This window comes from Rahnella sp. P4_A8, assembly GCF_056402435.1.
This window is the reverse complement of record NZ_JBFUHK010000080.1, coordinates 1-13,069: the sequence shown is the minus strand read 5'-3', so window position 1 is coordinate 13,069 and position 13,069 is coordinate 1. Positions and strand designations below refer to the sequence as shown.

Annotated in this window: 11 protein-coding genes; 7 read left to right on the top strand and 4 right to left on the bottom strand. The window is 51.9% G+C overall.

Translation table 11 applies throughout. From position 1 onward, the window contains the following. Both AC1DUO_RS21820 and AC1DUO_RS21815 read left to right on the top strand, forming a co-directional pair. The coding region (locus AC1DUO_RS21820) for a methyl-accepting chemotaxis protein (RefSeq protein ID WP_477988709.1) at positions 1-1,025 on the top strand (1,025 nt) is incomplete at its 5' end. Positions 1,026-1,728: 703 nt separating this feature from the next. Beyond that, positions 1,729-1,968, top strand: coding sequence for a hypothetical protein (locus AC1DUO_RS21815; RefSeq protein WP_013574680.1), 240 nt, complete (start codon positions 1,729-1,731; stop codon positions 1,966-1,968). 357 nt (positions 1,969-2,325) lie between these two features. Here the strand turns inward: AC1DUO_RS21815 and glnQ are convergent, their stop codons facing one another. From glnQ to AC1DUO_RS21795, 4 genes are all read right to left on the bottom strand, one after another. After that, positions 2,326-3,048 (bottom strand): glutamine ABC transporter ATP-binding protein GlnQ, encoded by a 723-nt coding sequence (glnQ, locus tag AC1DUO_RS21810; protein ID WP_013574681.1) that lies wholly within the window; start codon positions 3,046-3,048, stop codon positions 2,326-2,328. After that, the gene (gene glnP, locus AC1DUO_RS21805; RefSeq protein ID WP_013574682.1) at positions 3,045-3,704 is read right to left on the bottom strand and encodes a glutamine ABC transporter permease GlnP; all 660 of its coding nucleotides are present in this window, start codon (positions 3,702-3,704) and stop codon (positions 3,045-3,047) included. Before glnP ends, glnQ begins: the two co-directional genes overlap by 4 nt. A 108-nt stretch (positions 3,705-3,812) precedes the next feature. Next, a complete protein-coding gene (glnH, locus tag AC1DUO_RS21800) occupies positions 3,813-4,556 on the bottom strand; it encodes a glutamine ABC transporter substrate-binding protein GlnH (protein WP_013574683.1) in 744 nt (247 codons plus the stop codon). Positions 4,557-4,957: 401 nt separating this feature from the next. After that, the gene (locus tag AC1DUO_RS21795) at positions 4,958-5,224 is read right to left on the bottom strand and encodes a DksA/TraR family C4-type zinc finger protein (protein ID WP_013574684.1); all 267 of its coding nucleotides are present in this window, start codon (positions 5,222-5,224) and stop codon (positions 4,958-4,960) included. Between the two features lie 497 nt (positions 5,225-5,721). Between AC1DUO_RS21795 and AC1DUO_RS21790 the strand changes: the two genes are divergently transcribed. Genes AC1DUO_RS21790 through AC1DUO_RS21770 form a run of 5 tightly spaced genes read left to right on the top strand, consistent with a single transcriptional unit; the run spans position 5,722 to position 12,934 of the window. Then, entirely contained in the window at positions 5,722-6,810 is a 1,089-nt protein-coding gene (locus tag AC1DUO_RS21790) for a capsule biosynthesis protein (protein ID WP_369794815.1), read from the top strand. A gap of 54 nt (positions 6,811-6,864) precedes the next feature. Beyond that, complete coding sequence (locus AC1DUO_RS21785) at positions 6,865-8,541, top strand: polysaccharide biosynthesis/export family protein (RefSeq protein WP_013574686.1); 1,677 nt, start codon at positions 6,865-6,867, stop codon at positions 8,539-8,541. After that, positions 8,541-10,580: a capsular polysaccharide biosynthesis protein gene (locus tag AC1DUO_RS21780; protein WP_166860036.1), complete on the top strand. Its 2,040-nt coding sequence runs from the start codon at positions 8,541-8,543 to the stop codon at positions 10,578-10,580. The genes AC1DUO_RS21785 and AC1DUO_RS21780 overlap by 1 nt, the downstream gene beginning before the upstream one ends. A 47-nt stretch (positions 10,581-10,627) precedes the next feature. Next, positions 10,628-11,899 carry a capsule biosynthesis protein gene (locus AC1DUO_RS21775; protein WP_449632248.1) on the top strand — a complete coding sequence of 424 codons (1,272 nt, stop codon included), beginning with the start codon at positions 10,628-10,630 and terminating at the stop codon, positions 11,897-11,899. A gap of 30 nt (positions 11,900-11,929) precedes the next feature. Further along, positions 11,930-12,934, top strand: coding sequence for a right-handed parallel beta-helix repeat-containing protein (locus AC1DUO_RS21770; protein ID WP_119261409.1), 1,005 nt, complete (start codon positions 11,930-11,932; stop codon positions 12,932-12,934). The last annotated feature ends 135 nt before the right edge of the window (positions 12,935-13,069 follow it).

Below are 13,069 nucleotides of genomic sequence, written 5' to 3'. Positions count from 1 at the left end.
ATATAATCTGGCTTGAGGCAAATTATGTTCCGGTGAAAAATAAACAAGGCAAAGTGACCGAAATAATTAAAATTGCCAGTGATGTATCTGAAAGAATTAATGAATCCCACGAGCATCAGGGAATTTTACAAGCACTTGACCGTTCAATGGCGCTGATTACCTTTACACCTGAAGGTCATGTGATTTCTGCGAACAATAACTTCCTGAAAGTCATGGGTTATTCTTTGCGGCAAATTAAGGGCCATTCCCACACGATGTTTTGTGTCCCGCAATACTGTGATTCCCACGAGTACCGCAATCACTGGCAGCGTCTGAGAAACGGTGAATTTATCCTTGGCCGTTTTGAGCGCATCACTGGCCACAGTCAGTCTGTCTGGCTGGAAGCGAGCTATAACCCGGTGATCGATGATGACGGCAAAGTGATAAAAATCGTCAAAATCGCGCATGACATTACGGATCAGATGGATCAGCAGCGTCAGCAGGAAAGCATGATGACGCACGTGCATGAACTGTCGCTGACTACTGACAAAACCGCGGCAGAGGGCGTGACCATCGTCCGGCAGGCAGTGGAAGATATGCAGGAAGTCGAAGCGCTGGCGCGGCGGACTTCCGACATCATCGGGCAGCTCGGTCAGACATCTGAACGTATTGGCGAAATGGTTGATACCATCCGCCGTATTTCGTCTCAAACCAACCTGTTAGCCATCAACGCCACCATCGAAGCCGCGCATGCGGGCGAGCAGGGCAGAGGATTTGCCGTGGTGGCGGGTGAGGTTCGCTCACTGGCCGATCAGTCCCGCAAGGCTGCCGTCGAAATTGACCAGCTTACGCAAAGCATCCGTGATGGTGTGATGGCCGCGATTGATGGTATGGGGAATTGCGTCAACCGCGCAGGCGGTGGCGTGGTGCTGAGCCGCAATGCCGGTGATGTGATCAATCAGGTTAACCTCGGTATGCAGGATCTGGTGCGGATGATGGCGGAGTTTTCGGTCGTGGCGAGGGAAAAGGAACAGACCAGGCATTAGTTGCAGGAGGCCGCTGCAACGGGGAGGCTTTCAACCCCTTTGATCGAGAACATTTCGGTTTCTCAATAACGGTTATCACGCGGCCTCTCGCGCCGAAACCGCCCAAAGGAGGGAAGTGCTTTCCCTCCTTTGGATTCCTCCCCGCCTTTACAACAAGTGCTTCGTTCAGGTACCACCGTGACAGGCTGGAAATCTTGCCGCTGCGCGGTGCCTTCTCTCGGTCCTGAAGCCATAGGTCTTCAGGCCGCTCCGTTCAGCAAGATTTCTGAATCGCTCGCACGATCATAAACATGAGATCTGCTCCTCCCCCTGCGAAGGGGGAGGCGGGGAGGGGGTTTTAATAACGACTCTGTGATGAAGTTACTCATAATATTACCTGAATCTATGCTTTACATTGATTACATTTTTGTTTGCGAGATGCTTTCCAATGCTTTGAAAAGCCAATTTTTTATTAAATTAATCGGCGTAAATTGTTTCCTGCTGCGGCAAAATCCGTAGCCAGGATTTGCAACCTGTGACATTTGAAATATTCATGGTTAAATACACCGTGGATCTCCGCCAGCATATTATGGCGGATCAGACAGAGCAGCCTTCGGGCTGGCTGGTTTTCTCAAATGTCCGGTATTGCAAACTCTGTTTGATCTGCCACCCATGCGATTTGCAACGCATGTATGACGCCACAACAAACATTTGAGGGTTTACCATGATTATTTCTACTTCTTTACCGAATCCTACCGCTGATGGCCTGTTCGATAAGACACCGCTTGAACCCGATGAGCTTTGTGATCAATGCCGTGCACTTTGTCTGGCTATCACCGAAATCTGCAATCCAGTTGCTAAAGAAATACTGAATTTTGTTCTTTTGGAAAGGCTGAACCTCTTAAACGATGTGCTGGCATTTTCAGCAAATGATGAAGACGTTATGGATCAAATAGCCGTTTGAGTCGTCTTTAAAACCCCCTCCCCGCCTCCCCCTTCGCAGGGGGAGGAGCAGATCGAGTATGTGGAAACTCACGGGCGATTTAGAAATCTTGCTGAACGGAGCGGCCTGAAGACCTATGGCTTCAGGACCGAGAGAAGGCACCGCGTAGCGGCTAGATTTCCAGCCTGTCACGGTGGTAACTGGAACATAGCCAGCAAGCGGCAGCGCGAAGTAAGAAAGCGAGGGGAAATCCAAAAGGGGAAAAGCACTTTCCCCTTTTGGGCGGTTTCGGCGCAGCGCGTTAAGCGATCACCGCACTTGAGAAACCGAAATAATTCCGGTCAGAGTTAAAAGCCGCCCTTGCAGCGGCTTTCTGCATCAGGAAACGTGTTGCAGGAACTCGCGCAGACGTTCGCTCGGCGGGTTGTTCACCAGATCAGCCGGTTTACCGTCTTCAGCAATACGGCCTTTGTCGATAAAGATTAAGCGTGAAGCCACTTTCTCGGCAAAGCCGACTTCGTGGGTCACGATAACCATTGTCATGCCTTCTTCTGCCAGCTGCTTCATGACGGTCAGCACTTCGTGACGCAGTTCAGGATCCAGCGCCGAGGTTGGCTCATCAAACAGCATCAGTTTTGGCTTAACCGCCAGTGCACGGGCAATCGCCACGCGCTGCTGCTGGCCACCGGAAAGCTCTGACGGATAGTGGTTGGCGCGTTCAGACAGACCCACTTTTGCCAGCAGTTCTTTCGCCAGTTTATTGGCTTCATCTTTCGACGCACCACGAACGCGGATCGGGCCGAAAGCCACGTTTTCCAGCGCTGTCATGTGCGGGAACAGGTAGAACTGCTGGAACACCATACCGGCTTCCTGGCGGATCAGACGTTCATCGACTTTCGGGTCGTTCACTTTCAGGCCATCAACAATCAGCTCGCCGGACGTGATTTCTTCCAGCTTGTTGATGCAGCGCAGCAGCGTGGATTTACCGGAGCCGGATGGCCCGATGATAACCACGACTTCACCCTGAGAAATGTTCAGATCGATGTCGTGGAGCACCTGGGTTTTACCAAAGTGTTTTGAGACGTTCTTGAATTCAATCATATAATTTTCAGTTTGCGTTCTAAGCGGCGCAGAACAAAGCTCAGAGCCAGCGTGATGATCAGATAGATAACAGCAACCGCACTCCAGATTTCCATGGCGCGGAAGTTGCCGGCGATGATTTCCTGGCCCTGACGGGTCAGCTCGGCGACACCGATAACGATAAACAGCGAGGTATCTTTGATACTCACGATCCACTGGTTACCCAACGGTGGCAGCATGCGGCGCAATGCCAGCGGCATGATGATGTAACGCAGCGTTGCACGGCGCGACAGACCCAGCGCCAGACCCGCTTCACGGAAACCGTTGTGAATCGACAACACCGCGCCGCGCGTAATTTCAGCAATATAAGCACCGGAGTTGATGATGATCGTCACCACCGCCGCGCTGAACGGGTCGATCCGCAGATCGGGCACCATCATCGGCAGGGCGAAATAAATGAACATTACCTGTACGACGATAGGCGTACCGCGAATGAGCTCGATAAAGACCAGTGCGACGTTGCTGCTAAACCAGCCACCAAACGCGCGGGCAAAACCCGCAATCACACCAATAATCAGACCGCCAACCAGACCGAGGACCGAAATCCACAATGTCATTTTGGCGCCTTCGAGCAGGATAGGCAGAGCGGGCCAAATTACGCTCCAGTCAAACTGCATGGATTATCTCCTGGTAAAACCACAAACTGCGCCTGTGCAGATTTGCATCTGACAGGCGCTTCTTATCAAGTGCTCTTTCTGAAAAGGAACGACTTAAATGAAAAGGACTTATTTAGGTTCGGTATCAAACCATTTTTTGTAGATTGCTGCGTAAGTACCATTCTCTTTGATGGTTTTCAGCGCGGCGTTGGCTTTCTCACGCAGGTCACTGCCTTGCGGGAATGCGATACCGTATTGCTGGCCAGCCAGTGAATCGCCGACCGCTTTGAACTGACCTTTACCGGCCGTTTTGATGAAGTACAGAATGTTTGGCGTGTCGTGCATGACCGCATCAGCACGGCCCGTGCCCAGTTCCATGTAAGCGCTGTCGATGTTCGGGAACTGACGCAGATCTTTGGTCTGCACGTTGGCTTTCATGTAATCAACGGAGCTGGTACCGCTTTTCACTGCAACGGTTTTACCTTTCAGATCAGCAACGCTTTTGATGGCGTCGTTATTGCTCTTAACCATCACCATCAGGCCGCTGTTGTAATAGCCGTCAGAGAAGTCGATGGCTTTTTTACGTTCAGGCGTGATGGTGATACCCGCCAGCGCCAGATCGATGTTGTGTGTTTGCAGGGCAGGAATGATGCCGCCGAAGTCCATTGGTTTCAGTTCATAGGAGACTTTCATCTCTTTAGCGACCGCGTCCCACAGGTCAATGTCGAAGCCGACGTACTTATCGCCTTGTTTGAATTCAAACGGTACAAACGCAGTGTCGGTAGCTACGATCAGTTTTTTATCTGCTGCGTGGGAGCTAACGGCAAAGGCCAGAGTTAACGCGGCCAGGGAAACTTTTAAGAGTGACTTCATCAGTGAATTTCCTTTGTACATATTATGGGAACGACTTTATATTACGGCGCTTTGATGCAATATTCATGCCAAATGACAGGTATATTAAAATTCAATGGCTTATCGCTTTGCTGAACCGATCAGGCAGTGATTAAAAATCAGATTGCACCAGTTTGACGCATTGCTGCACGTCGCCATGTTCTCTCATGGTGCACAGCTTCATCATTAACCATATGATGTATTTTAAACAATCATTAATTAACAAATGCGCTGCTCAAATGATAACTTGCTCTAACTTTATTGGTACATGAGCAAAACCTGTGCTCAGTTTTGAAGCAAATGTAAAGAGAAAAGCGGGGGTAATAACGGGGGGAATGACTTGTGTTGAACCATAATGGTGCGTCAACGTATAAGGTAAAGTTCTAGCGCAACTGGCTGTCTTTACTGCCACGACGATTGTAGCCCGCGTGATCTTGCTGCTTTTTATCCAGGGCGGCCTGACAGGTGACGCAATACTGTACGCCCTGAAGGGCTTTCCGGCGCGCCTCCGGAATGGGTTCGCCACACTCCTTACAATAATGCGCACTTTCGCCATGCCCGAGAGACTGACGTGCGCGATCAACGGCATCATTGACCGTTGAATCAATCTGATCCTGCACTGCGCCATCTTGCGCCCATCCGCTTGCCATAGTGACCTCTTTTCCTAAGAGTTATCCGATAGAGTTTGTGTTATTTCGAGCTCTATGTTAAAAAAACCCATGAATTGAATGAATGTATTTCAGACATAAATAGATTGTGTGAATTTGTTGCTTTTCGCATATTCGTGACCTCATGATCTGCCCGCGGAGCCTTGTTCCTGGCAGGTTTTAGCGACTTCTCATTCAGTTCCCCTCGCTGCCTTGCAGCTACGACCGGCCAGACCAGGAAATGGATTTCGTCAGACACATGTGCTTGCTTGGCTAACCATGATAAGTGCCCACTCTTAAGTGTAGTCCTAAACACGATGAAGATTTCGCACCGTGATCCATTGGCTGGGGATATCAACGCAGTTTCACGGTACTTTTAATAAAGCACGATAATAAAAACGTGCAGTTTGTCATGATGATAATAAATGTTTATTGAAAAAATGAAGTCAGCATGGCCCGGGGAACATATCGCCCGGGTTCGTCGGTCTCCGTATTTTAGTATGGCAACGCTGAACCGCAATTTGGGTAAAATTGTCATTGGCCTGCCGATGGCGTTACTGATCATCTATCTGGTGATTTTCAGTCGTCCGCGTTATCTCAGTGAATCCACCGTTGCGATCAAAAGTTCTAACGACATCAGCGGCACCAGCCTGAATGTCGGCTTACTGTTGGGAGCAGGAAACCCGGGCACAGCCCAGGATGCGATGTATTTAAAAGAATACATCAACTCACCTGACATGCTGGCCGCGCTGGATAAGCAACTCGATTTCCATTCCGTGTTCGGCAGGAGCGGCTTGGATTTCCTTTATCATTTGCCCAAAGATGCCAGCCGCGAGCAGTTTTTAAATTATTACCGCGATCGTATTGCCGTCACGTATGACGATAAATCTGGCCTGCTGACTATCGGCACACAGGGCTTCACCCCGCAGTTCGCTGAGCAGTTTAACAAAGCCGTTCTCAAAGAATCTGAACGCTTCATCAATGAAATTTCTCATAAGATCGCCCGCGATCAGCAGGCATTTGCTGAAAACGAAATGCTTGAGGCCCGTGCACGTCTCAATGCGAGTAAAGCGCAGTTGCTGGCGTATCAGAACCACAACAATATTCTCGACCCTGAAGCGCAGGCGATTGCCGCCACCACGCTGGTGAACACGCTCGTCGGGCAAAAAATTCAGATGGAAGCGGAGTTACGCAATCTGCTGACTTACCTGCGTGACGATGCGCCACAGGTGATCAGTGCGCAAAATGCGATTACGTCTCTGGGCAAACAGATTGATCAGGAAAAAAGTAAAATTACTGCGCCTGATGGCCGTCAGCTCAATACCATGGCCGTGGATTTCGAAGAGATTAAGTCGAAAGTGCAGTTTGATACTGAACTCTACAAACTCACCCTGACATCCATTGAAAAGACGCGTGTTGAAGCTGCCCGCAAACTGAAAGTGCTGTCGGTGATCAGTTCGCCTCAGTTACCGCAAGAAACCACCTTCCCGAATGTCCCTTATATGATCGCCAGCTGGTTGCTGGTGTGCTGTCTGCTGTTCGGAACGATTAAATTATTGCTGGCCGTTATCGATGACCATAAAGACTGATGTGGTCTGTATCGCTTTCCCTTTTTGCCTGAAGAATCGCCTACAGAGTTTGTTATGAAATTATTGAAGTCCGTTGTTATCTTGCTGGCCTTCCAGCTAACCCAGGCCAATGCCGTGGGGATCAATGCCGATCCGAATATGACCGGCGCGGCACCGTTGCCGACATTTTTAACCGGCCAGACGCAACAGACGAGTCCGGATACCGGCTTTGATGATTCCCCACCGCCTCCGGTTCCGGCGGTGATGAGCCGCATGTTCGGTGCGCAGTTATTTACCGGCGGTGCGGCTGCCGATAACGCGGCCAGTATCGGTTTCAACCCGAATTACATTGTCGGCCTCGGCGATCAGGTACAAATCCGTTTGTGGGGCGCGTTCAATTTTGACGGCGCGCTGACCGTTGACCCGAAAGGTAATATCTTCCTGCCAAACGTCGGCCCGCTGAAAGTCGCAGGCGTCTCGAACAGCCAGCTGAACAGCGTGATCACCACCAAGGTAAAACAGGTTTATCAGGCCAACGTCAACGTGTATGCCTCCCTGCTTCAGGCACAGCCGGTCAAAGTGTTTGTCACCGGCTATGTGACCAATCCCGGTTTATACGGCGGTGTGGCGTCTGACTCCCTGCTTTCTTATCTGAGTAAAGCCGGCGGCGTCGATACTGAACGCGGCAGCTATGTCGACATTGTGGTGAAACACAATGACCGCGTGCGTTCGCGCATTAACCTGTATGACTTCCTGCTCAACGGTGATCTGCGTCTGTCGCAATTCTCTGACGGCGATACCATCGTGGTCGGGCCGCGTCAGCACACGTTCAGCGTGGAAGGCGATGTCTTTAACAGCTATGACTTTGAATTCCGCGACAGCACCATTCCGGTCAGCGAGGCCCTGAGCTGGGCACGCCCGAAACCGGGCGCGACGCACATGACCATTATCCGCCAGCAGGGCAGCATGAAACGCAGCGAGTATTACCCGCTGGGATCCGCACCGGGGCGCTCATTGCAGGATGGCGACAAACTGATTGTCAGTTCCGACCGTTATGCGGGCACCATTCAGGTTCGCATCGAAGGCGCGCATTCCGGTGAACACGCCGTGGTGCTGCCGTATGGCGCGACCATGAGCCAGCTGTTGCCAAAAATCCGCACCAACAGCATGTCGCAGATTAACGCCATCCAGCTTTACCGTCGTTCTGTCGCGCTTCGCCAGAAAGAGATGCTGGATCTGACCTTGCAGAAACTCGAAGAAGCATCACTTTCCGCCCAGTCCTCGACGCAGGAAGAAGGGCGTTTGCGTGCGCAGGAAGCCCAGTTAGTCAGCCGTTTCGTGGCGAAGGCGCGTCAGGTGGTGCCGAAAGGCGAAGTGGTTCTGAGCGAAAATAATCTGAATGAAGTGATCCTGGAAGACGGCGATGTCATCAACATTCCGGAGAAAACCTCACTCGTGATGATCCACGGCGAAGTGCTGTTCCCGAATGCGGTGAGCTGGCAGAAAGGTCTGAGCCCGGATGATTACATTGAGAAAGTCGGTGGCTACACGCAAAAAGCCGGGAACTCGAAAGTCATCCTGATTAAACAAAACGGCGAAGCGATTAACGCGGAAGACGTGAAGACGTTGCAGCCGGGGGATGAGCTGATGGTTCTGCCGAAATACGAATCGAAAAATATCGAAATCACCCGCGGCATCTCGACGATCCTGTATCAGCTGGCCGTCGCCGCGAAAGTGGTGCTGACGATTTAATGATTGGGATCTTTTCAGCGGGCATACAACGTATCCCGCATCTGGAAGCGTTTCTCGGCGAACCCTGTCGCAAGCTTTCGCTGCTGCGACCGGTGCCGGATGGCATCACCCGCATCGCGGTGTGGGGTTACCGGCCAACCGGCGGGAAAGCCGTCGCGCGGGCAGAACAGTCAGGCTTGCCGGTGCTGCGGCTGGAAGACGGGTTTATCCGCTCCCTGGGACTGGGTGTGTCGGGATGTCCGCCGCTCTCAATGGTTTTAGAGACGCAGGGAATGTATTACGACGCCTCGAAACCCAGCACGCTTGAAATGCTGATCCGCCAGCGTGAAGAGAATCAGCCGCTGCAGGATACGGCGCGGCAGGCCATGCAGATCATCGTGGAAGGTGATCTGTCGAAATACAACCAGGCACCGGCCTGCACAAAGGCAAAACCCGAGTGTGGCGCGGTGCTGGTGGTCGATCAGACTTTCGGTGATATGGCGGTGGTTTATGGCAATGCAGGCGCGGAGCAGTTCGAACAGATGTTGCAGGCCGCCATGGCAGAAAACCCGACGTCTGAGATTTGGGTAAAGATCCACCCGGATGTTTTGCTGGGCAAAAAAGCCGGCTATTTCACGCAGATTACCCAACTGGCGCAGCAGGATCCACGCATCAAACTGCTGGCTGAAAACGTCAGCCCGCAATCGCTGTTGCGCGTTGTCAGCCGGGTTTACGTGGTGACGTCTAACTACGGATTTGAAGCGCTGATCGCCGGAAAACCGGTCAGCGTGTTTGGTCAGCCGTGGTACGCAGGCTGGGGACTGACGGATGACCGTCATCCTCAGTCCGCATCGCTCCGGGCACGCCGGGGTACGGCCAGCCTGGAAGAGTTGTTCAGCGCGGCCTGTTTGCGTTACAGCCGGTACATCAATCCGGCGAATGGCAAAAGCGGCACATTGTTTGATGTTCTCAGTTGGCTGCTGATGCAGCGAAAGCATCAGCAACAGCGGGCGGGGCGCCTCTGGTCGCCGGGACTGACCCTCTGGAAGCGCAGCATTCTCGGGCCTTTCCTGCGAACTAAAAGCAACAAAGTGAATTTCAGTAAACGCTATGCCGGTGAAGTGGCCTGTGTCGTGTGGGGCATCAAAGGCGAGGCCCGCTGGGGTGCTCAGGCGCAGCAGCGTCAGATCCCGCAATGGCGAATGGAAGATGGTTTCCTGCGTTCGGCCGGGCTGGGGTCTGATCTGCATCCGCCGCTGTCGCTGGTGCTGGATAAAACCGGTATCTATTACGATGCGACGCGCCCGAGCGACCTGGAACTGTTGCTGAGCCACAGCAATCTGGCGCCATGCCAGCAGCAGCGGGCTGCCACGTTACGCCAGAGACTGGTTGCCAGCAAAGTCAGTAAATACAACCTTGGCGCGGCGTTTACCTTGCCCGCTGAAGCGACGAATAAAACGGTGATTCTGGTGCCGGGGCAGGTTGAGGACGATGCCTCTATCCTGACCGGCACGATATCCCTGCGTACCAACAGCGCGCTTTTACGCACTGTCCGGGAACGTAACCCCGGCGCTTACATTATTTATAAGCCTCATCCGGATGTTCTGGTGGGGAACCGGCAGGGACACATTCCCGCCGAAGATGTCAGCCGCTGGGCGGACAGTCAGGCGCTGGATGCAGACATTATTCAATGTATTCAGGCTGCCGACGAACTGCACACGCTGACGTCGCTGTCAGGTTTTGAAGCGTTGTTACACGGTAAAAAAGTGGTGTGTTACGGCATGCCATTTTATGCCGGATGGGGACTGACGCAGGATGAGCATGCCTGTTCACGCCGGCTGCGCAGCCTCACCTTAGACGATGTGGTTTACCAGGCGCTGATTGCCTACCCGTCGTATATCGACCCGCAAAGTCGGGAGCCCATTTTGGCAGAGCAGGCGGTTGAACTTCTTGCTGCGACGCCCCGGGCACAAATGCAATTCACCAGAGTTAAAGCGGGCAGGATAGTCCGGTATTACAGAAAACTGCTCATGCTGGTCCGGGTGACGTTGACGACCTGAACCGGCTTCTTACTACAAGCTTATTGCATTAATGGAAACGGACAGAAATGGACAGTAAGGCGCTTACGACATTACTTTCTGGGAAAAAATATTTGCTGTTGCAGGGGCCGATGGGGCCTTTCTTCAGCGATTTAGCTCAGTGGCTGGAGTCTCTGGGGCGTGAGGCGGTGAATGTCGTCTTTAACGGCGGTGACAGGGTGTATTCGCGAAAGCGTGAATACCGCTTGTACCAGCAAACGCCAAAAGAGTTTCCGACCTGGCTGAAAGCCACCTGGCAGGATTACGACTTCGATACCATCGTGTGTTTCGGGGATTGTCGTCCGTTGCATCAGGCGGCAAAACGCTGGGCACAGGCTAAAGGCATACGCTTCCTCGCGTTTGAGGAGGGATATCTGCGCCCGCATTACATCACGCTGGAACAGAATGGCGTAAATGCCTATTCCGGCCTGCCACGCGATGCGGAGTTCTACCGCAGCCTGCCAGAAATGACCATGCCGGAAGTTGAACAGCTGAAACCTTCAGGCTGGCAGCGCGTGCGTCATGCGGCCGTGTATTACCTGGCGGGCTGGCGCTACCGGCACGACTTCCCAAAATATCGCCATCACAAATCCTTCTCGCCGTGGTATGAGGCGCGCTGCTGGACCCGTGCTGCCTGGCGTAAAAAGCTGTACGCCTTCCGCCAGCGCAACATTTTGCAGCAACTGCAGACGGATCTGGATCAGCGGTATTATCTGGCCATTTTGCAGGTATATAACGACAGTCAGATCCGCAATCACAGCCCGTATCAGGATGTGCGTGATTACATCAATGAAGTGATGCACTCGTTTGCCAAAAAAGCCCCTTCCGCTGAGTATCTGGTGATCAAACATCACCCGATGGACAGAGGGCACCGCTTATACGGGCCGCTGATCCGCCAGCTTGGCAAAAAATACGACATCGCTGACCGTGTGATCTACGTGCATGATCTGCCGATGCCGGAACTGCTGACCCACTCGAAAGCCGTAGTCACGATTAACAGCACCGCGGGTCTCTCCGCGCTTATTCATAACAAGCCGCTGAAAGTGATGGGCAACGCGCTCTATGACATTAAAGGCATTACGTATCAGGGACATCTGAACCAGTTCTGGCAGTCAGGGTTTAAACCCGATGCGAAGCTGTTTAAGCAGTTCCGGCTATACTTGCTGAAGAATACGCAGATTAATGCCGTATTTTATGGTGGCAATAAAGTGGATATCGCCACAGCGACTGATAACCCATATCACCCGGTATTTATCAGTCAGAAACTGATTATGAATTACACCAAACATCAGCCTTCATAACGATTAACCTTCAAAAACAGGCAGAGGAATATGCACAGATGCAAAAAACGTTTATCAGTTCCACCCTGTGCATATTTCTCATTAGCTGTTCTTCTGCCTTTATTTCTTTCTGCCTGTGCCGGTGCAGTTCCCTCGATGCACTCTCATGAGTGCGAATTGCCTGAGGTGCGCGGCAACACCACGCTGTCCCCTCACTGCGTTTATAAAGAAGCGGTCATCATCACCAGCAGCAATACCACGTTAGATTGCCGGGGAGCGGTGCTGGAGGGGGACAATGAACGCCCTTTTGGCATAATGATCAACAGCAAGGGTAAGCCATTATCCGATGTCACCGTCCGTAACTGCAAAGTGCGACACTTCACCCGCAGCGGCATCCGTATCACTTCAGACATCGCAGCCAATAAACTCAGCCCGAACCACGAAGAGAACTACCGCCGGACACCCACGCGGATCACCCTTGAGAATGTTGAAGTGACCGGCAGCGGACGCGTAGGAATTTACTTTGACGATTACGTGACTCATTCAACGTTAAGCCACTCGATTGTCCGCGACTCGTATATGTCCGGTATCTACCTGGAGCATTCCTCGCGTAATAATAAAGTTGTGGATAACCAGATCATCGACAACGGCCATGAGCGTTTCGGCAAGGGGAAGCGTGAAGGATTAGCCGTCGATTCGTCTGCTTACAACCTGATTGAAGGCAACCGTTTTGAATCCAACGGGGCAGGGGGGGTGTTTCTGTATAAGAACTGCGGCGAGCATTTCAGCACAGGAAAATCTGTGATCCGCTGGCAGCACAGCGACTACAACGTTATTCGCAACAATACCTTTGTGAATGAACCCGTAGGCATCTGGCTGGCATCCCGGCAGAACCGGGACTTATCAGGATTTGATTGCGGGGATAAACCGAGGGAAGGAAGCCTTAAGTTTTATCCTGATTATGCCGATAATAATGTTGTAGAAGGTAATCATTTCTTTGGGGGAAAGGTTATGGTAAGGAATGATGGCCAAGGCAATAAACTCAATAAATTATAAGTATCAGATTTTTTCGGTGTTGGAGCCAATGATGAGTTCAAATTTCTCTTGCGAAATGACAAGTTTTACAAATATCACTTACGAAGACCCATGCAGAATACACTCATCATGCAAAATCATGGGGCAATTTAATAT

Excerpts from the sequence above, each read along its gene's own strand:
- AC1DUO_RS21785 (WP_013574686.1), top strand. The coding sequence starts at position 6,865 with ATGAAATTATTGAAGTCCGTTGTTATCTTGCTGGCCTTCCAGCTAACC.
- AC1DUO_RS21795 (WP_013574684.1), bottom strand. The coding sequence starts at position 5,224 with ATGGCAAGCGGATGGGCGCAAGATGGCGCAGTGCAGGATCAGATTGAT.
- glnH (WP_013574683.1), bottom strand. The coding sequence starts at position 4,556 with ATGAAGTCACTCTTAAAAGTTTCCCTGGCCGCGTTAACTCTGGCCTTT.
- AC1DUO_RS21775 (WP_449632248.1), top strand. The coding sequence starts at position 10,628 with ATGGACAGTAAGGCGCTTACGACATTACTTTCTGGGAAAAAATATTTG.
- AC1DUO_RS21790 (WP_369794815.1), top strand. The coding sequence starts at position 5,722 with ATGGCAACGCTGAACCGCAATTTGGGTAAAATTGTCATTGGCCTGCCG.
- glnQ (WP_013574681.1), bottom strand. The coding sequence starts at position 3,048 with ATGATTGAATTCAAGAACGTCTCAAAACACTTTGGTAAAACCCAGGTG.
- AC1DUO_RS21815 (WP_013574680.1), top strand. The coding sequence starts at position 1,729 with ATGATTATTTCTACTTCTTTACCGAATCCTACCGCTGATGGCCTGTTC.
- AC1DUO_RS21770 (WP_119261409.1), top strand. The coding sequence starts at position 11,930 with ATGCACAGATGCAAAAAACGTTTATCAGTTCCACCCTGTGCATATTTC.
- glnP (WP_013574682.1), bottom strand. The coding sequence starts at position 3,704 with ATGCAGTTTGACTGGAGCGTAATTTGGCCCGCTCTGCCTATCCTGCTC.
- AC1DUO_RS21780 (WP_166860036.1), top strand. The coding sequence starts at position 8,541 with ATGATTGGGATCTTTTCAGCGGGCATACAACGTATCCCGCATCTGGAA.